Here is an 18,687-nt window from a genome sequence, read left to right on the forward strand (position 1 = left end):
CACTCACACCACCTCATTAATGGATGATAAGACAGCTTCTATCGCTTCGTCGATCACTCCCAGCCGTTCAGGGGAGGACGCAATAATCACGCCATACAGACGCCCGGAGAACAAGGTCCCCTCACTTCTGAATGCCGCATTGACTGTGGCAAAATTATTGATCAGTAATCCCTCGCCACGATCCGGTTCGAACATCAACTCACCCAGCCTGGAACGAAGTACCCCGTATTCCAGCAGGTGGTTGAGCCGGAGTGTATATTTTTTGGCTAATCCAAATTGACCTTCAGGCAGCCATTGATGTTGAATGTTGGTCTGATAGGTAGACATATTAAACCTTGCATTGATCTCAAGATTAGGCCATATCGTACCTTCTTCGTCCAGAATGGCATCCATTCCCGCAATACCATAATATCCATCTCGATACAGCGCCGCTCCAATTCGCATGGCCGCATCGCGAATGACCCGAGTTGAACTTCGTTCAGTCGAGAAGGCATGAGATGCCCCTGATGCACACCTTGCTCTACCAACGATTCCTTTACACCAAGAAACTCGACCCCGCCCGATCGATCAATAAGAATCTGGTAATTCAGGTCACAGATTTTATCAATCCATTGCTCAAGCACGTAATTGATCATTCGAATTCCCTTCTTCGTTGCCTGCTTCTCCAGCATATTCATGCATTTGTAGAACCTGGCTTCATCTGCGATTACCGTGATTCCTTTACCAGATACACCCATGGAATCTTTCAGCACAAGGCGTCCACCCTGCGCCAGTACAGACTTCAACCGATCGAAACCGGATGCAAGTTCGTCCAGCGTTGTACATTCGACACCAGGAATCTGACGAATACCCAGCTCCATGTTGAGACGGCGGGAATACCCCTTGTCATTCACCTTGCGAAATATGTCTGATGAAGGGACAGCCAGCGGAATCCCGGTACGACGCGAGAGCTCCTCTTCCTGGTCCGAGGTACCAAAGGGAACCAGATAAGCAGGTGATTCTGCAACTTGTGACAGTTCTCGCAGCTTGTCTATGGTTCTTGGGCAGTGCAGAAGGGTAGTGGTAATATTCATTGCCGGATCATTATGTTCAGCAGCGATGCATCGGGAGCGACCAAAGCCCAGAGCCTGAGCGTCTGCTATGAAACCTTGATCCGGCGGGCTTTTGAGCAGGATAATGTCGTTCTCTCCAGCGAGGAAAACACCCAGTTCTTCCATCCGATTTACGACGTCTGCAGCCGAACCAATGCTTAGCGAGGGCAGCTTGAGAATGCCTGGTTCACTCCAATGTTCCTCCACCTCAAAATTGTTCAGATAGACCAATGTAACATCATGCTGACCCGTTAACGCCCACTTCAGCTTGCTCGAAAATTCCGTCATCACGGTGGTCATGGCCGTTCCCTCCCACTCCTGCATATTGCATCACTGCGACACTGAATGTAACTCCAAGTCCGACCGTAACAAGCACATAATAATCCCCGGTTGCATAAGCTTCTGCTCCAGAATAGCCTGCAGATTAATATACGGGTCCGAACAGAAGCAGTGTCCGATCTCTTTCACATTCGATGTATACACGCGTTCCAGGGGATAGGATAGGCGGGTAGCCACCTTCTTCCATGAGGATAGATTCACATTGTGCGGAACGATATATTGAATATCTTGTAGCGTGAGGCCCGTCTTCTCCACGGCTGTAACAATAGCTTCACATAGCCGGGGATGTATATCTCCTGAAATTCCCTGAGTATCTGGGGGTTCCCGTTAGTACATTACAGTACTGGCCCAGTGTAATACTCGTAAGTCCGACCACACGACTTCCGTCACCCTTGTTGCCAACCAGAACGGCGGCTGATGCCTCTCCCATCACGGTGGTATTGGGAATTAATTGCACAATGGGACTAAATGTTTTTTCGCCTGTCAAAATTAAAATATGGTCATCCGCTTCCAATGAAGGCAGCAATGTCTCGGCAACGTCCAGGGCAATCAAGCCTGATGCACAATTCTGCTGCGTAAGCGAAAACGCGATGACATGCTGTAACCCGTAAGCCCGTTTCAGGGCTTGCAAAACTTTCATAGGAAAGGGGAAATTTTCCTGAATTGTGTGACAATAAATGATATACTTAATCGAGTCAGGATCTACCTCAGGGTTATTTACCACCTGGGTAAGTACACGCCCAAGTAGCGAAATCAGATCTCCATCCCTGTCTTGCCGAACCTGTTTCAAACCATGAATTTTCTCCAGTACCTTCGTCTGGGCATTATTGAGTCCCAGAACCTCGCTCAATTCCCTGATTGGCACAATGTGCTCCGGAATGTAAGACCATATTTGCTTGATTTGCATCGGCTTCAGACACCTCGTTATCACTAACGTATGATTCTCACTGAAATATAGGGAGAGAAAGAGCTTCCGCAGAAGCTCTCATCTATGAATCTAGCGTAATGCAATAAGTAAGTAGTACAAATCAGGCACGAGCCGCTGCTACAGCACGAGCCGATACCGCACGAGCTTCTACAGCACGAGCCGATACCGCACGGGCTTCTACTGCACGAGCGGATACCGCACGAGCACTAACTTCACGTGCCTCACCCAGTACATTCGCGTCCGATTGTGCTGCTTCAATCTCTTTGCGTTTCAATTGCTCCAGTGTAATGGGAGTCGCTTTAATGACCATTCACTTCTCCTCCTTTCATCTTAGATACTATGATTCTATAATCTCCCAAATTGGATTTAAACTGTAAATAGAGGTAAATGAACTTCTCGCTCTCCTTACCCCTGCTTCTGCACACGCTATGGATTCAACATACCAATCACATTTCCAATCAAACTATACTCAAGGGACGGTGAATGATCATGCTCGGACCCAAAATCCGGCAAGTCCGGGAGCAGCTTGGACTGTCTCAGAAGCAACTGGCAGGTGAGGATATGACCCGCTCTTACATCAGCCTCATCGAAAAAGGCAGGGCCGTTCCCTCGCAGCGTATGTTGAAAATTATTGCCAGAAGGCTTAATACACCCATGGAGTTTTTTTTGGGAGGAAGTGCATCAACGGACAGGGATATTGGTGAGGCTGTTCTGGACAAGGCCAAAGCCTATTATGCGGAGCAGAATGACTCTGCCTGCATCCGTATGGCACATAAAGTGCTGACGCTGACGGTAGATACATCGGATCAGTCTGAGGCCTACCTGCTCATTTTGCGGAGCCACAACAGACTTGGGGATTACCGCCAAGCCCTGGATGACGGGGAAACAGCAGCATTTACGGTCACCCGAACGGGCGATAGGGGACGTATTGTTGAATATTACTTGGAAATGGGGAGAGCGGCTTTCCATGCAGAACTGTATCATGCTGCCCGGAAATATTATGAACAGGCGTATACGTACAGCAGCAGACTCAAACATTTACAGGATGAACACATCCGCTCGCTGACCTTTCTTGGCACAACTCACTTACGACTGGGCAATGTGGATGAGGGACTGGATTACTATCTCAAAGCGGAGAAGGAAGCTCAGATGGCGGGACAACCGGAATTGTATGGTGAGATTACGCTGGGTTTGGGGAAAGCCTATTATATGTCCGAACAGGACGGACACATGTTATTAAGTTATGACTGGACCAAGAGATCCGTAGATTCATATCAACAAGCTAACAGCGAATCCTACGTTCTGGCACTTCATAACCTCGCCGTGATTCAGCTTCATATGGGGCAAAAAAAAGAAGCCCTCCCTTGCTGGACGAATGCGCTATAATCTACGACAAACGCAATCTTCCCCACAAAAAGGCTTCCATATTGGAGGAAATCAGTAAAGTCTATCTGGAAGAGTGCCAGCCAGAACAGGCAGAAGTGATCATCAAAGAAGCCCTGCAACTGCTGGATCAGCAAGATGAAGGAATGCTTCGTGCCAAACTGTATCGCTTGCTTGGTATTGTATTTCATGAGAAAAACAACAGGAACGAAGGCTATTATTTTCTAAGAATGAGTCACGATCTGCTTAAACGCATCTATGCAAACCGGGAGGCCAACATCAGCCATCAACTCCTTCTGCTAAGTCTTCAGGATCGTAAAATGAACTACGAAGATTATAAGTCATTTATTAAATAAACCTTATTTCTTCTTCTAACAACTAGAGACCCCGGAAAATAAAAAATGGAGTTCAGGGCCTCTGTAACAGAGGCCCTGTTCCCAGGAATCATTGGTGAGAGGCAGGACGCAGGATTATACCTATGTGCTCATCGAACTGGAACAGGATCATTCAATTCAAGCAGAATATCCGTAGATATGGCATATTCAGGTGTCTGTTGACCATAAGCTGTAACCGGCCCAGTGTTTACTCCCGAAACATGAAGTTGTCCCGCAAAAAAAGGTACAAGCATGACGGTTACCAAGCAAAGTTCACTTGCAGAGGTAACAAATTTGGTTCCTTTACTCTCCACGCTCATCTCTCCTCATGTTAATGATTGGGCAGCAGACCCCACTGTTAATAATTGTTAGTCTAAATTGTATTTTACGGAAAATCGCAATGACTTTAAATACGTCAAATGCCATTTACCTCCATTTTCACATCAATTTCATGGATAAAAGACCATATGATCTTTGTCTTCGCGATAATAATCCAGTCTTTGCTTCATCGTGCCTGTGTGCAGTTCGAACAGATGACCATCCGGATCGGTGAAGTATACAGATGCTGCATCCCTCGGATCTCTTGGCCTTCCCGGAAGAATGTCAGCCCCGGCTGCTCGCAGATGCTGCACAGACTCGTCAAACTCCTCTTCCCTAACGGTAAATGCAATATGGGTATACGTTCGTTCCGTATAGTTGCGAATAACATCCTCCTGATTCAGGGCGATCCACAGACCAGCAAGCTCGAAATAAGCCAGTTTGCGTCCTTTCACCTGAATTCGGGCACCAAGAGCGTGCTCATAAAAGGTTATGGATCGCTCCAGATTGGATACGGAAAAGCACAAATGATTCATTCCCTGAATATTCATGTGGCTCCTGACACCTCCATTGATTTAAGGATCTATCCTTATTATGGTATATTTTGCGTGAAAAACAACCGTCCTACGGCCTCCTCTCGCACCTTCTTCTGGGCGAATGCATAGTGTAATGGTACCTGAACCCATCAGTGAAAATCCCGCATATATCGGTAGCTGCAAACTCAAAGGCAAGGCTGCTATTATTACCGATGCTCCAGAATCGCGGACATAATTTCTCATTAGACCCGGGTCATGCTAATGCGCTGGAGCCGGGCAAACGGACGTATCATACCATTATTCCCGGATTCCTTACCCGCGGCGGTGAAGCGGTCGGGCCATTCGGGGTCATGGGCGGTTTCATGCAGCCACAGGGTCATGTGCAGGTGGTCATGAATACAATCGATTATCACCTGAATCCACAGGCTGCACTGGATTCCCCGCGTTGGCAGTGGATCAAGGGGCAAACGATTCTCGTGGAGTCGGACTTCCCTCAGCATATTGCTCAAGCACTCGTGCGTAAAGGGCATGACATTCAGGTGGCGCTTGATTCGTCCCCGTTTGGACGTGGTCAGATCATCTGGCGCAATCTGGACAGTGGTGTATTATGCGGGGGACGGAAACCCGAGCCGATGGCTCCATTGCGGCTTGGTGAGCCTGTTCACATCATTCAAAATTCGAAGAAAATCCAGAAGTAAAGTTGACATACAGCAGAGATGGTCCATCCATCCTCTGTTGTATTTTTTATTTTCACATCAGCAAACAACATATTATAGCAATTTATTCATCCTTTTGATTGATGAATGTAAAGAGAATGTCCAAATCATGAAATTAATCTGTATTTCTGTAAATTTTCAACACTAACCATAATACAGCGTGCTTCTCTGTCCGATATAGATAAAGGGATAACTCTCTACATCGATAATTTGGGGGTGTTCACTCCTCTATGTATCACGTTGTATTTCAAAATCAAACCGCACAAAGTTCATACGGAAATGAGGGTACATCACATGAAAACAAACAAGTACATTCGTGCAGGACTCGCCATGATTCTGAGCCTGACGCTACTGGTGCTGGGAGCCTGTTCAGCCAACACTAAAACAACTGCCACGGATACCCGGACCAAGGTTGGTATTGTTCTTACCGAGGTTGGTCTCGGCGACCGATCTTTTAATGATGCCGCTTTTGATGGACTGGTTCAGGCCAGAGATGAGAAAAGCATTGTCTTTGACTATCGCGAACCCGGAGCTAATCTAACGGCTGAAGCTGCATTTGGGGAATTCGCGGCAGACCAATTCGATCTGATTATCGGCCTAAGCGATACCGTCCAAGCTGATATGGAGAAAGTTGCTGCCAAGTATCCCGATCAGCAATTTCTCTTGATTGACAGTAAGTCCGAGCTATCCAATATTGCTTCCATCTCATTCCGGGCGGAGGAAGGAAGCTATCTGGCTGGCGTTATAGCAGGCATGGCTACGAAGGAAAACCATGTTGGTTTCCTTGGTGGCATGGAGATTCCGGTCCTTCACAATTTTGAACAAGGTTTCGAGCAAGGCGTTCATGCCGTCAAGCCGGATGCAACGGTTGATGTCGTCTACGCAGGGGACTTCGGTAATGCCGATCTGGGTGAACAGCTTGCTGCGCAGATGATCCAGGAAAAGGGTGCTGACGTGATCTACGTAGCTGCCGGTCTCACAGGCGTGGGCGCACTGACGGAGATTCAGAAATTAGGGAAATACGCCATTGGTGTAGATACCGATCAATTCTTTTTGGCGGAAAAAGCCATCCTGACGTCCATGCTGAAAAATGTGGATGTATCCATCTATAATGCCGTTAACTCGTTTATTCAAAATAATCACGCGTTCCCTCATAAGGAAATCAACGAGGGTCTGGCGGAGAACGCTGTAGGTCTGACCGCTCTACATAATATCACGCTCAGTGATGAACAGAAGCAAACCTTCGATGATCTGATTAAACAAATCTCTTCCGGTCAAATCAAAATTACACTGGATCAATAACCTACGGATTCGAGGAGGTACGCATATGAAATTACAGGGAAAACTGATACTCAATGCTCTGATCTCGCTACTTCTATGCCTTGCGCTGGTAGCATTTATCATTATGGAATTGCTCGGCATGAATGCCAAAAATCAAAATCTGGTTCCTGCCATGCTCAAGGTTAGTGAGCTGAACGCGAATCAGATTCAGACCCAGCAGGCGCTGGATGTCTATTCATTCTCGATGACAGCCGGAAATCAGGACGCAGTCATTCGCTTACTGGATGAAGGCCAAACGATGATTCAAGAGCTTACGGACGGGTTGCTGGAAACGGATCAGCAGTTAGGACTTATCCAATCCATCCAGACGAAGTTGCAAGCGCTGAGCCAAGGGGCCACCGAAGCCATGACGGACATGGACGGTCCAGAAGCCAAACGTTATAGTACACGCGTTCGCGGCATACAGAATGATATCTATTCGCTGGATGAAATTACCCGGGATCGATATGATCAATATACGATCAATTTGGAGCGGGACATCCAGCAAACGTGGCAAATTGCTCTGGGCGGAGCCATCGTATTGCTCGTGGCTGTAATGCTGTTCAATATGTATACTTCGCGCCAGATCGCCAAACGAATCCGTACGCTCAAAGAAGCCGCAGGACAGATTGCAGACGGCGACCTTACTGGACAATTACCGGAAGCTCGGGGCAAAGATGAACTCGATGACCTGAGTCGCTCCTTCCGTATCATGACCCTTAATATCCGCGGCATTATTCAATCGATCGGCGCAGCCGGTCATCGCGTGGATCAGATGGCGCAAGACATCGACCGTGGCAATGATACGGCACAAGCGATTGTGCAGCAAGTATCCCGCACCACGGAGGAACTATCGATTGGTAGTCAAAAGATTGCCGAGGATCTGAGTGAAACCGTGATGGTCGTGGACAAAATGCAGTCTACCTTCCATAGCAATCTGGAAGCCACTTCCCAATCGGTGATCGATGGTCGTGAAGTATTAACTACCGTTGTGGAAGGCAATAAGGCTGTAGCGGAACAGCTCCGTCTGGCCGAAGTGAATCGTCTGGCGATGTCCGAGGTGGAACAAACGGTGCGGGAATTGGAAGAAAGTGCTGCTCGAATCACCACGATGACAGGATATGTATCGGAGATTGCGAAACAAACGACCATGCTCTCGTTAAATGCCTCCATTGAGGCCGCTCGTGCAGGAGAAGCCGGACGTGGCTTCGCTGTCGTTGCGGGCGAGGTGAATAAACTCGCCGAGCAGTCCGCTCAATCGGTCAAGCATATCTATGCCGCTGTTGGTGAGATAACAGCCTCCATGGAGAAGGTGAAGAATTCTGTGGCGCAGAGCATGAAGCTGTTTGGCGAACAGGAACAAGCTACCGGCCAGACTCGGGAATCCTTCTCTGCCATTCGCACAAGTGTGGAACGTATTAGCACAGGCATCCACCAACTTGCCGCAGATATGCAACACTCGAACGAGTTCAGCACACAGGTGCAGCAATCGATTGAAAATATCAGTGCCATCACCGAGCAGTCGGCTGCCAGTAGTGAAGAGATCACAGCTTCCACGACGGAACAGCAACGTTCCTTCGCAGAAGCGAGTATTAAGGTCAAATCATTGCGTGATATCAGTGCAGAGATGCATCAGGAATTGCAGCGTTTCCGGCTGTAGAACGTGGATAACTACCATCATATGTAGCAGCTCATCGCGTTCTGGGAGCTATGCATGCTCAAACCTGTGAAAGAAGGGGAGCCCGTCATGAATGTGACAGGGCTCCCCTTTTCAGTAGCAGTCGTACATGTGGTACAAGTTAACGTTGTTGTATGAATCAGAGCTATCACACGACACAGACGTAATCACATCAATTAGGCTTAGTACCCTACCGTAAACCGTGCTTTAACAAATTGCGGGTCATCCAATTCGTCCACCAGAGCCGCTGCATAATCGCCAACGGAAATCGAGCTTTCCCCAATATCATCTGTAATCACCCGGTTCATACCAACTCGAAACTGGCCTGTCCGTCGTCCGGATGTAATCGTCGCAGCAGGACTCATGTAGGTCCAATGAATGTCCGATGCTTCAATCAGTTCATATGCTTCTGCATGTGCTTTCGCCAGTGGCTTAACTTCCTCCGGGAATCCCGGTGTGTCCATTAACATCTCACCGGAATCGGTCAGCAAACTTCCCGCTCCCCCAACCACGACCAGACGTCCTGCTCTGGCACGGCGTACACCCTCAATCAGTGAGCGTGTCACTTCCAGCATCTCTTCTTCTCCACCGAACTTCGGCCCGTATGCACTCACAACCGCTTCCTGTCCAGCCGCATAATCAGCCACCTGATCCGGGTTGAGCAGATCACCCTGTTCCACACGCAAGCGTTCATGCACCATCTCGACCTTCGACGGGTCACGTACCACCGCTGTCACTTCATGCCCTCGATCCATCAGTTCCCACAATATCGTCTTTCCAATCGCTCCGGTTGCTCCAAAAATGGTTACCTTCATATTAAAATCCCTTCTTTCTATAGATATCATCTCATCAACTTACCGTTATTTTAATACTTAATCCTGTTGTTATATACCTTAAACGGCTCACGCCATCTTAAACCGGATGAGACCACTTGTAAACTGGAATGTTCATTTGCATCGTAATCGGATCTCCGTATCAACGTAAACTTCGCTATGCTCCTCTCCATTCGTTCCGCACAACCACCTCAATCCGCATCCAAAAAAGCCGCATAGGCGGCTTCAACAAGCATGTACTTATTTGGGTTGGCCTATCCTGCTACAGGTTAAGAAGTCTACCGCCATTTGAGCCCAGATCCGCTCCGAATAAACCTCATGTTCCATCTCATCTATAATATGAAGTTCAAGCCTGCCCGCAGCATCCGAATTGGGCTTCTTTTTCTGGATATCCTGAACCAATCGCTCCGTCTGCTCCACCGGGCAGAGTTGATCTTTCCGACCGTGAATGAGCTGAATATCCACCTCACTGAGCGCAGACGCATAAGTTAACGGACTTCGATCCCACAGGACAGATTCATCCTGTAGCAGTTCTCCAATTTCCGTTTGCAAAAAAGCTCTCAGTTTCACGCCTCCATCTACGTATAACCCATTCAAATCTGTAAACGGTGCACAGGCGACCACTTTGCTCCACAGAGCCGGATGTTTACCTGCTACCAGCAATGCAAGATAAGCACCATAACTTACGCCATATAAGGAAACTGTCGAATAGGTATAGAGCAGCTGCTCTCTCATGAATCGGATTACATCTGCATCCACACCACCCCAATCATTCTGGATTCGCATCCTGTACTCCGAGCTGAATCCTGAACTGCCCGGATAGTTCAACCCGATGACTCGAACACCAGTCTGCCATAACTCGCTAATCACCGGACTAAAGCTGTCGAACAGACAATTATGAGGCCCACCATGAAGATAGATGACCACCTGCTCCGCACCTTCCGGATGGATGTCCATGTAGGGAATCCTGTCAGTCCCATAATGAAAGTCTCTGTAATTGACTGCTGGCTTTGGGTCGAGACTACTGCCTTCACTGTTTTCTTGCCCTGCTATAAGTCGGGTAATCGTATCCGTTGTCTCCAGAATTCGATGTATACCTGGCACGGGAGCCACTGCGATGGACTCATATTTGCCGATCAACCCCTGCTTATCCTTGCTGAGGACAGCCTGTGTCAAGGTTCCCGGATAGTCATACAGCTCAAATATTTTCTCTCCGTCCAACGTGTATTGAACATAATGCCACCTGCCGCAGGTTATGCCTTCGCAAAGGATAAGCTGTTGATCCGAATCAAGTTGCATTCGAATCAGCTCCGAGAAGGATTCCCTATTCCCTGACAAGTGATGAACCCTATCTTCTCCCTGTCTGATCCATCCGGGCTGGAAACCATGTTCCACAGGAATGGATACTGCGATCAGATCACCTTGCTTATCCATCACCGGGTAGGGATACTCCGTATATGGTATTTCCATGGATAACCCGATGTCTTCCGAATAGGAGTACACTCTACCGAGCCCAGCAACGTTTATACCTACCTCTCGTGTGGACACAGACCAGAATACAAATTGCGGATTGTCCAAATTAGGCGTAACCCATCGTGCTTCATCCTGCTCCGGATCATAGATACCTATACGAACAGACCCCGACCGATATCGAATGGCGAATATCACCCGCAACTTCTCCTCGTGCCAAGCGACCTGCATTACAGGAAAAGGCAACTTCATAAACACGGTCTGGACCAGCTTCGCCTGCTCCTCATTCTCGTATAAATAAAGCCATTTCCCTTGCTCGTCCTGGGTAATGACCAGAACCCGATCCCTGCCTATGAACTGGATATGCTGTGTATGCTGCTCCGGCTCTGTCCGATGTTCAGAGAGGCTCTGTATACCAGTAATGCGGCCTGCCTCATCCAGTTTGCACCATACGCATGTATGGTCATCATAGCCCAAAATCATACCTGTGCGCTCCTTGTTCACACTCATTCGTGTCAGGAATGGATAGCCCAAGCGGATTTCCTCCTTTCATTCCATTGCTTGAATTGCTCCCACAACTCCAACTGCAATTCCTGCTTATAAATATACTGATTCTGCGTGTGTGTATCTGCGAGCGTATCTGTTCCCAATCTGCCTAACGTTTCCCGAATCAACCTGATCTGTGGCAGACTGGCAGCCGGCAGCCCCATCATTAAGAGGCGATACACCCGGGCTGCGTGTTCCTCCGCCCCTTGGCGAATCAATACTCCTGCCATTTCCACTGCACGACCCAGCAGCTTGGAGTGGATGAAGCCTGTCTTCATGCGGAGCAACCGAATCAACAATTCGTATTCTCGCTCCTGCTCATCCAGTTGCTGATACCATACCATTTTTAATTGGAGAACATGACCCAGCCAATCGGCATATGCATCCACGCAGAGCTTCTCCGCAGATACTAACGTGGCCTCCGCTTCCACCAGTTGACCTGCCCGGAGCTGTAATCCTGCAATGTTCAATGCCGTCTGAATCTGGAATACATGCTGATCGGGTCCTGGAGGAAGCTTTTGTATGCGCAATCGGGCTTGTCTCTCCAATTCAATTGCACGCTCTGCATTCCCTTCCTGCATTTCGAGCAGAGCTTCCCCGTTATCAAGGGCAGCCTCTTTGCCAATCCGATAAGCTTCGGTTAGATTTTCATCATCAAGAACCTCCCGTGCTTTCGAATAACAGTGTCTTGCCGCGGTATAATCTTCCCCCTTTTTGGTTAACAGTTGACCCAGTTCAAACCAAAGTACCGCCTGCTGGGCTGCCGACAAACGTTGAAATAATGTATTGCGGTCGAAAAAATAAAAACAGGATCTGTAGCGGGCCGGATCATCCGATTTGGACAACAAAATCCAGGCCAGTTTGTTATAAAGGGCCAAGGCTTTATCGTTGTTTCTCCCCTCGCCCTGCTCCATATCCCTGCTCGCCATTCGCAGCTGTTCATCCAATAAACGCCAGGTCTGTTCCGGTGTATCCCTGACTAGAGAAACGGCAAGCCTCGGCACAACCTTGGAAGGATTCGACATTACCGGATATCGATGAAAAAAGAGCACAACACTTACGTCCTTTAATTTCTGGCGATACATCATATGATATATGGCCCCCAGATCCGCAGGATGAAGATGGGAAGCTATTTCAACTAGAACCCATTTCCGATGACCAGGCGTCCACCCCGCCCTTTGGAATCTCAATAATACATTTTTACAAGCCACCAGATCGTCTATGGGTTGAACCTGACTTAATTGATAGATGAACGGGAGAGTATTATATGGGTCATCTACCACGATTCGAATGACCTTCTCCTGCCAATGTGTACTCAGCTTTTGAAGTTCATGCTTCACAGCTTCCGGTGTCCCTTCAACCACAAACAATCCGGGTTCGTGACTCGCTCGAAACCATTCACTTCGCTGATCATGATAGTCCATACTTTCCATTAAAACAGGCATCATGAAGGCTCACTCTCTTTCGTAATCCGGCATACATTTACACGTTCATGCACCTGTTGTAAATTCAGTGTAGTCATCAAACGATAACTGCCTCGATTATCTGCATCTAGCGAAGCTTTAATCTGCTGATTGGGATTAGTGCTGTACCGATGAAGGCCATATGCAACAAGCCACCGGGCCCAGCCTTGACGTTTCGCCGCAGGTATCGTAAATATATGAGCAAGGAGTACACTCCCGAACTCATCGCTTAACAGACATCCTCCGATATGCCTTCCCTCCAGTTCCACAAGCCCGGAACCGTTCAACAACATCCCATATATACCCTCATAAATATCTCCCACTGCCTGTCGGGCGGCTTCCCACCCCGGACAAGCAGGGTCACTGGCCTGAAGTATGCGAGCAAGCGAGTCCACCTGCCCTTCCGCAGGTATCCAACGTGCTGCTTCATCAGGTATAGACGGAATGGGAATGTCCTTCAACGTGCCAAAGAATCGGTATCTGTGAGCAAGCACATCTACCCGGTACCCAAGCTTCTCCCATGGAAATGAGGCAGGTGTGATCGCATATATAGAGGAACATGTTAACGTATCCAATACGGACTTCATGCGATCTTTCCAATACGGAATGGACTGTGCCTCGCTCCACAAATCGAATGTGTATTCGCCTTCCCCCTGATCAATCAACATAAGTGAAGATATCGTTCCGCTGTTTCCGGGTTCACTTGCATAGTATCGATAACCCGTCTTTCCTGGTTCATGCTGGCATTGCGGCAGGATATCAGATAGGGATGTTGGTATCATGTGCGTTTCCCTCCCTCTCCTGATCAAAGCCTGAATAAACCAGTGGTTCGGAGGTCACAAACGGATAAAATCGACGTAGCAGGAAGGAGTAAATCCCTATATAACCCGTCATGTAATCCGGGGAGAACGATTCCATATCCTCTAGCGGCCACATCCACAGGTCATCCTCTTGATCACTTCGAAGTATATGCAAACTCTGTGTATACTCCATTAATTTGGTTTCATATCTGCCTGGAAATCTGCGATTGGCCAGAAGCAGAAAATCTCCATTACCTGCGATCCCGTGACACTGCCCAAAAGAAGCAAAAACCGTTGTCTGGGCCACCGCATCCGCTGCTTGAAGGCTAAGTCTGGTACTTACCGGGTCGGGCAGCAGTTCAGCCGCCGCCAGTAAGAAGCGTCCAATCCCTGCTGATCCGTTACACCAGTGAACCCAGAGCGCATCCGGTTTGTCGGGCGTTGCAGGCCACAACCTGGCCCCATTCCGTCCTTCATAACTCGAGCGATCCAGCGTGTGAACAATTCGTTTCACCGCAGAGAAGTAATCTGCTTTATCCGTTCGCTCAGCCAGAGCAAGCAGATAATAACCGATACCCGCGATGCCATGAGAGAATCCAAGGGAATGATGACTTTTTTTGCCCGCTTGATCCTTCACTTTCCACAAGCTCAGTCCCTCTTCCGTTCGCTCTTCCTGATCCAAAATATAAACGCCCAGTTCGTCTGCCCGTGTCAAAAGTTCAGGACGGCCTCCAATACGGTGTATCTCAAGCAGCATCAACCCCAGGCCTGCCGCTCCATGACTGATATTGGTTTGAACCGGCTCACTTCGAGTAAGCTCCATAGCAAGGTTCTCCGCAATTCGAAGTAAGGAATCATCTTTCAGCGCGTCAGCTGTCTGGGCCATTGCCCAGGGAACGGCCCCATATCCAAAATATAAACCTGTTGGCGTTTCCTCCGGAACATACGGAGTATGGGTCACGATCCATTCCAACACCTCACGTGCGTAGTGATGGTACTCGCTATTATGTGTGATCTGACCCAGTTGGTTAAAACCGTAGATCATACCCGTCCAGCCAAAGTTGAAATTAGCCGGGTGGAACATCTTGCTCATACTATTTTCGGGATATAGCTGATGGGGATGGTTGAAATCAAGGGAAGCATACAGTGTCTTCATCATGCGTTCGGCTTGATGAAGTACCTCTTCCGCCGCCATTCCCACGCCAGCCGTCTCTATGGCATACTCTCTTCCTTCTGGAACATTCTCCTGCTTCTCTGGCATTACAGCCAGCCTTTCGCGAATTGCCGATAATTCTGCGTATCCACCAGACATAATCTCGATGCCCAGACTTCCCAGACCCTGAAGCTCTGTATTGCTCAGATTATCCAGATAGGCTTGGCCTGCTACCAGATGGGCTTGCTTATATTTCAGATAGGGGTCCATGGATGAAGCCATGTAATAGAACACGGCCCCCAGTGCATAGAGATCATCCGAATAACTGGATCGCTGACTGTGCTCTCGTCCCCGGGGCACATAACCGGGCGTATGACCCGTCAATGGCTTGGCCTGACTCTCATCATTACTTACATAAGCCAATTCAAGATCAATCAGCCGCACACTTCCATCCGCTAGCATAACAATATTGTTGGGGGTGAGATCATTGATCACAATTCCTTTATCATGGCACCCCTGCACCATATCCAGAATGTCTGTACTGATTCGAAGGATCTCCGCCCGAGTGTAATCTGCTGCTACATGTCTACGGTGAATATACTCACGCAGGCTGATGCTGTCGAAATACTCCATAATCAGATACCGGTTCTGTTCCATGCTGAACAGATCAAGGGGCCTGGGCGTATACCCCGTGTCTTTCATCAGATCAAGCACCCGATATTCATTACTCAGATAATCATGGACAGAGCGTCCGGCACCGTCTACACGCATACGATGGACAGCTTCCTTCATCACAGCTTGTTCGTACTGCGCCCCGGAGACAAGAAATACGCCCCCCTTGCCTGACTTCTTGAGCACACGCTTCACACGAATATGACGTATTCCAAACTCATTGTTACTGGAACTGTCGTGGCAGGAAACATCCTGATCCGTTCCGTTGGCCTGAATCCGCAGTAATTCCTCGGGTTCGCTCACCCACTCCGGCTTATATCTGCCAGGTGTTCTTCGATCCTCTTCCAGCTTCCCATCGGGTTTCTGGATGGCATATACTTTGGCACCCGAGTACCGGTCATAGTAGAAGCGGTCCGTAAATGCACCAAACCGATAGAATACACATTCGCTTCCACGATAAGCCCGATCCGTAGGGATAGCAGGTCCCAAGAGTCCATCCGTACAGGCATACATCTCCTCCAGCAATTGCATAAACTGTTCGTCGTCTCGCGCATAGATGGTCACACATTTCCCCGTTTGAGGCAGGGGAATCGATCCGTTGGACGTTTCAATCAGCTTCAGCCCGCTGCTCACCACCTTCCATTGCACACCCTGCTTCGTCAAAACAGGTGCAATGCGGCGCAGCAGTTCAGCTCCTTGTACAGGTATGACTGATAAATGCACTTTCCAGCCCTGAGAGGGAAGCTTCAGTTCTTTCGGTCTAAAACAAATCCAATGGCCGTCATTCGACCATTGGATGGATTGGGGTAGTTCCCGAATTATATGTTCCAAAGCGTTCTCAAAGGCGTCCTTCTTTTCGGTCACGCTTGCGAGTTTCAATGAGAATCACTCCTTTATAGTTAGAGTAAGAGGGGGAGGTACAATTATTTTAGTAATGCGAGAATCAAAGGTTTATCTTTCAACTTATTCAGTGGACAGAAGTATGAAGTAGCTTCTAGCTCTCTACAACGATTGTATGTGAACTTGTCCAGCTGCACACTGTACACAGGCTTGTTTCCTCAAACATGTTGTTATCCTCTTCAACCTCTAATGCCATCAAATCCTGTACCGTCAAAATTTCCTTATTTTCCATAATAAATTACCTCCCATTTGTCTCCCCCTCTTACAAACCAAATTCTACATAAATTTTTAAATTCCTCCTTTTTATTTGAATTATTTTACATAATTTATTCAAGTTATCCATTTATTATCCTGTTTCATGTCAAAACCTTTATTTTTTCGCGTTAAATGGAGGTGGAATCTGACATTAAACTTCAGAGGAAACTGTAGAAGAATGCTGTGGAGTACGCTTGCCCCGTTCTTCCCGAAAAGGTCGGACAAACAGGCTTGCCATCCCCATACATATAACAAATGTACCAATGCCCATGTATACCCAGGAAGGATTGTATGTTTCAATGAACCAGCCGCCCAGCAGTAATCCAAGCGGATTGCTGACTCCACTCATCAAGACACCCATGCTGTTCATGACTCGTCCTCTTTTTTCTTCGGGAGTGGATAAAAGAATAGAAGTAACCAGGGGTACATTCACCAGAGCAAGTCCCAGCATCAACAAAAACGAACAGGCTATAGCCACGTACAAGTTGGGAAACATCGGCATCAGCAGCAAACTTGTTCCTGAGATAAGATAACTGATCAGAAACCAGTGAGCGAGTGAGAGTCGTTTCGCATATTTGCCACTAAGCAGGGAACCTGCAATACTGCCAGCAGCGAAGGCCGACTGAAGCAAACCATAGCCTTGTGGCCCGGCTTGAAGCACCATATTGGCAAAGATCGGCGTAAAAATATGCAGAGGCGCACCCGCAAAGTTGATAATGGCTCCAAAAATAATGCAGCAAGCCAGAATCTTACGGGAAAACAAAAACGTAATGCCTTGCATACTATCCTTTACAAAGCCGGAGATTCCCTTTTGCTTCACCACTTTGGTGATCGGAATGCGAATAAAGATGATTGAAATGGCAGATAGCAGAAATGTAAGTGCATAGATGAACAGGATGGACTGCACGGAGATTAGCGCGATCAATATTCCCCCCATGGCATATCCAAGCAATTCAATGGTTTTGGAGGAAGAGTTAAGAAGTGCATTGGCTGGAGCAAGTTGCTTCGACGGGTTCGGCAGAATGGCGGGGATGACCGTCTGAGTCGCCGGATTGAACAAAAAACCAAGAATAGCAATAAGCAAATTGGCTGCATAGATGTGCCATGGTTGCATGGACTCCGTCATGAATAACACCGCCAAGATGCACGCTACACCTGCCCGCAGAACGTCTGTCCAGATCAAAAGTTGTTTTTTGGGCAGACGGTCACTGATGGTAGCGAGTGGAATGCCCATAAAAGCATAGATCAAATAGGGTAGCATCGGAATTAGTGCAGCGGCGAGGGCCGACTCAGTTAATTGAAGAATGTACCACATCGTTGCCATGGAAAATAAGATCTGCCCTGCACCCGAGACTAGCCTACCTACAAGAAGTACACAGAACGAAGGAATCCGTAGAACGGATCGATAGCTGTCATCAGGAATTTGATCTATCGTCTGTTTCATCCGATTCTTCCCCCTTTCTCACAGATTCACTTCCATGATCACTTTGCAGACGTGTTGCCAAGCCTGATCGACGAATAGATTGTTGGATTTTTGCCTTAACTCGTTCCAGCTCTGCTGTATACTCCCCGATCTCATTCAATAGGGTATGATGGGCGCGAATGCCCTCCCGAATCAACATAGCCGTTGCATCCGAACGATTCTTGGCTAGTTCAAGAAATACAAGTTGATCAATAATATCAATCTCTTCCTGGCTTAATCTGACTGAAACAACCCCTTTCGTTCCCGAAAGATTTCTGTTCGCTTGCTCCAGAGAACGTTCTACCATTTGATTGAATTGAATCTTTGGGTCTTTGTCCAATTTGTTCTCCTCCTTTTGGCGTAATTGGGATCACTCATATCGTAGTTTGTAAATTGTAAATCGTAAATCGTATTCATACCATATTATACCTGTAAATAATTGGATGTAAA

Annotated in this window: 19 protein-coding genes and 1 pseudogene; 5 read left to right on the plus strand and 15 right to left on the minus strand. The window is 47.9% G+C overall.

What is annotated here, in order from left to right; all coding sequences use genetic code 11:
* Positions 1–3 precede the first annotated feature (3 nt).
* The 5 genes from C0Q44_RS29805 to C0Q44_RS03020 form a co-directional block, all read right to left on the minus strand.
* Positions 4–327 (minus strand): hypothetical protein, encoded by a 324-nt coding sequence (locus C0Q44_RS29805; RefSeq protein ID WP_146113417.1) that lies wholly within the window; start codon positions 325–327, stop codon positions 4–6.
* Positions 267–1,391 (minus strand): preATP grasp domain-containing protein, encoded by a 1,125-nt coding sequence (locus C0Q44_RS03005; protein ID WP_105405999.1) that lies wholly within the window; start codon positions 1,389–1,391, stop codon positions 267–269. Before C0Q44_RS03005 ends, C0Q44_RS29805 begins: the two co-directional genes overlap by 61 nt.
* A gap of 30 nt (positions 1,392–1,421) precedes the next feature.
* The gene (locus C0Q44_RS31705; RefSeq protein WP_181150831.1) at positions 1,422–1,685 is read right to left on the minus strand and encodes a 3-oxoacyl-[acyl-carrier-protein] synthase III C-terminal domain-containing protein; all 264 of its coding nucleotides are present in this window, start codon (positions 1,683–1,685) and stop codon (positions 1,422–1,424) included.
* A 16-nt stretch (positions 1,686–1,701) separates the two neighbouring features.
* Entirely contained in the window at positions 1,702–2,337 is a 636-nt protein-coding gene (locus C0Q44_RS03015) for a beta-ketoacyl-[acyl-carrier-protein] synthase family protein (RefSeq protein WP_105406001.1), read from the minus strand.
* 121 nt (positions 2,338–2,458) lie between these two features.
* Positions 2,459–2,668: a hypothetical protein gene (locus C0Q44_RS03020; protein WP_105406002.1), complete on the minus strand. Its 210-nt coding sequence runs from the start codon at positions 2,666–2,668 to the stop codon at positions 2,459–2,461.
* A gap of 179 nt (positions 2,669–2,847) precedes the next feature.
* Between C0Q44_RS03020 and C0Q44_RS03025 the strand changes: the two genes are divergently transcribed.
* Both C0Q44_RS03025 and C0Q44_RS03030 read left to right on the plus strand, forming a co-directional pair.
* Complete coding sequence (locus C0Q44_RS03025) at positions 2,848–3,744, plus strand: helix-turn-helix domain-containing protein (protein ID WP_181150832.1); 897 nt, start codon at positions 2,848–2,850, stop codon at positions 3,742–3,744.
* Positions 3,723–4,097, plus strand: a complete 375-nt coding sequence (locus C0Q44_RS03030) for a hypothetical protein (protein ID WP_146113418.1) — start codon at positions 3,723–3,725, stop codon at positions 4,095–4,097. Before C0Q44_RS03025 ends, C0Q44_RS03030 begins: the two co-directional genes overlap by 22 nt.
* A 128-nt stretch (positions 4,098–4,225) precedes the next feature.
* Here C0Q44_RS03030 and C0Q44_RS03035 read toward each other — a convergent pair whose 3' ends face one another.
* Together C0Q44_RS03035 and fosB are read right to left on the minus strand one after the other, a co-directional pair.
* Positions 4,226–4,429 (minus strand): hypothetical protein, encoded by a 204-nt coding sequence (locus C0Q44_RS03035; protein ID WP_105406005.1) that lies wholly within the window; start codon positions 4,427–4,429, stop codon positions 4,226–4,228.
* Between the two features lie 135 nt (positions 4,430–4,564).
* Positions 4,565–4,984, minus strand: a complete 420-nt coding sequence (gene fosB, locus C0Q44_RS03040; RefSeq protein ID WP_105406006.1) for a metallothiol transferase FosB — start codon at positions 4,982–4,984, stop codon at positions 4,565–4,567.
* Positions 4,985–5,184: 200 nt separating this feature from the next.
* Here fosB and C0Q44_RS03050 point away from each other — a divergent pair.
* From C0Q44_RS03050 to C0Q44_RS03060, 3 genes and pseudogenes are all read left to right on the plus strand, one after another.
* Positions 5,185–5,624: pseudogene (locus C0Q44_RS03050) on the plus strand (gamma-glutamyltransferase); the annotation flags it as partial.
* Between the two features lie 355 nt (positions 5,625–5,979).
* Positions 5,980–6,987, plus strand: a complete 1,008-nt coding sequence (locus C0Q44_RS03055) for a BMP family lipoprotein (RefSeq protein ID WP_105406007.1) — start codon at positions 5,980–5,982, stop codon at positions 6,985–6,987.
* Between the two features lie 25 nt (positions 6,988–7,012).
* Positions 7,013–8,665: a methyl-accepting chemotaxis protein gene (locus tag C0Q44_RS03060; RefSeq protein WP_105406008.1), complete on the plus strand. Its 1,653-nt coding sequence runs from the start codon at positions 7,013–7,015 to the stop codon at positions 8,663–8,665.
* A gap of 200 nt (positions 8,666–8,865) precedes the next feature.
* Here the strand turns inward: C0Q44_RS03060 and C0Q44_RS03065 are convergent, their stop codons facing one another.
* The 8 genes from C0Q44_RS03065 to C0Q44_RS03095 form a co-directional block, all read right to left on the minus strand.
* Positions 8,866–9,498: an NAD(P)-dependent oxidoreductase gene (locus tag C0Q44_RS03065; protein ID WP_105406009.1), complete on the minus strand. Its 633-nt coding sequence runs from the start codon at positions 9,496–9,498 to the stop codon at positions 8,866–8,868.
* A 258-nt stretch (positions 9,499–9,756) separates the two neighbouring features.
* Complete coding sequence (locus C0Q44_RS03070; protein WP_105406010.1) at positions 9,757–11,520, minus strand: alpha/beta hydrolase family protein; 1,764 nt, start codon at positions 11,518–11,520, stop codon at positions 9,757–9,759.
* The gene (locus tag C0Q44_RS03075; RefSeq protein WP_105406011.1) at positions 11,502–12,980 is read right to left on the minus strand and encodes a tetratricopeptide repeat protein; all 1,479 of its coding nucleotides are present in this window, start codon (positions 12,978–12,980) and stop codon (positions 11,502–11,504) included. Before C0Q44_RS03075 ends, C0Q44_RS03070 begins: the two co-directional genes overlap by 19 nt.
* On the minus strand, positions 12,977–13,777 hold the full coding sequence (locus tag C0Q44_RS03080; RefSeq protein WP_105406012.1) for a hypothetical protein: 801 nt from the start codon (positions 13,775–13,777) through the stop codon (positions 12,977–12,979). The genes C0Q44_RS03075 and C0Q44_RS03080 overlap by 4 nt, the downstream gene beginning before the upstream one ends.
* Positions 13,755–16,499, minus strand: coding sequence for a class III lanthionine synthetase LanKC N-terminal domain-containing protein (locus C0Q44_RS03085; protein WP_105406013.1), 2,745 nt, complete (start codon positions 16,497–16,499; stop codon positions 13,755–13,757). The genes C0Q44_RS03080 and C0Q44_RS03085 overlap by 23 nt, the downstream gene beginning before the upstream one ends.
* 115 nt (positions 16,500–16,614) lie before the next feature.
* Entirely contained in the window at positions 16,615–16,752 is a 138-nt protein-coding gene (locus C0Q44_RS30020) for a hypothetical protein (protein WP_181150833.1), read from the minus strand.
* Between the two features lie 174 nt (positions 16,753–16,926).
* Entirely contained in the window at positions 16,927–18,219 is a 1,293-nt protein-coding gene (locus C0Q44_RS03090) for an MFS transporter (RefSeq protein WP_105406014.1), read from the minus strand.
* Complete coding sequence (locus C0Q44_RS03095; RefSeq protein ID WP_105406015.1) at positions 18,191–18,577, minus strand: ribbon-helix-helix domain-containing protein; 387 nt, start codon at positions 18,575–18,577, stop codon at positions 18,191–18,193. Before C0Q44_RS03095 ends, C0Q44_RS03090 begins: the two co-directional genes overlap by 29 nt.
* Positions 18,578–18,687: the final 110 nt, after the last annotated feature.

This window comes from Paenibacillus sp. PCH8, from assembly GCF_002968835.1.
Taxonomy (GTDB): domain Bacteria; phylum Bacillota; class Bacilli; order Paenibacillales; family Paenibacillaceae; genus Paenibacillus.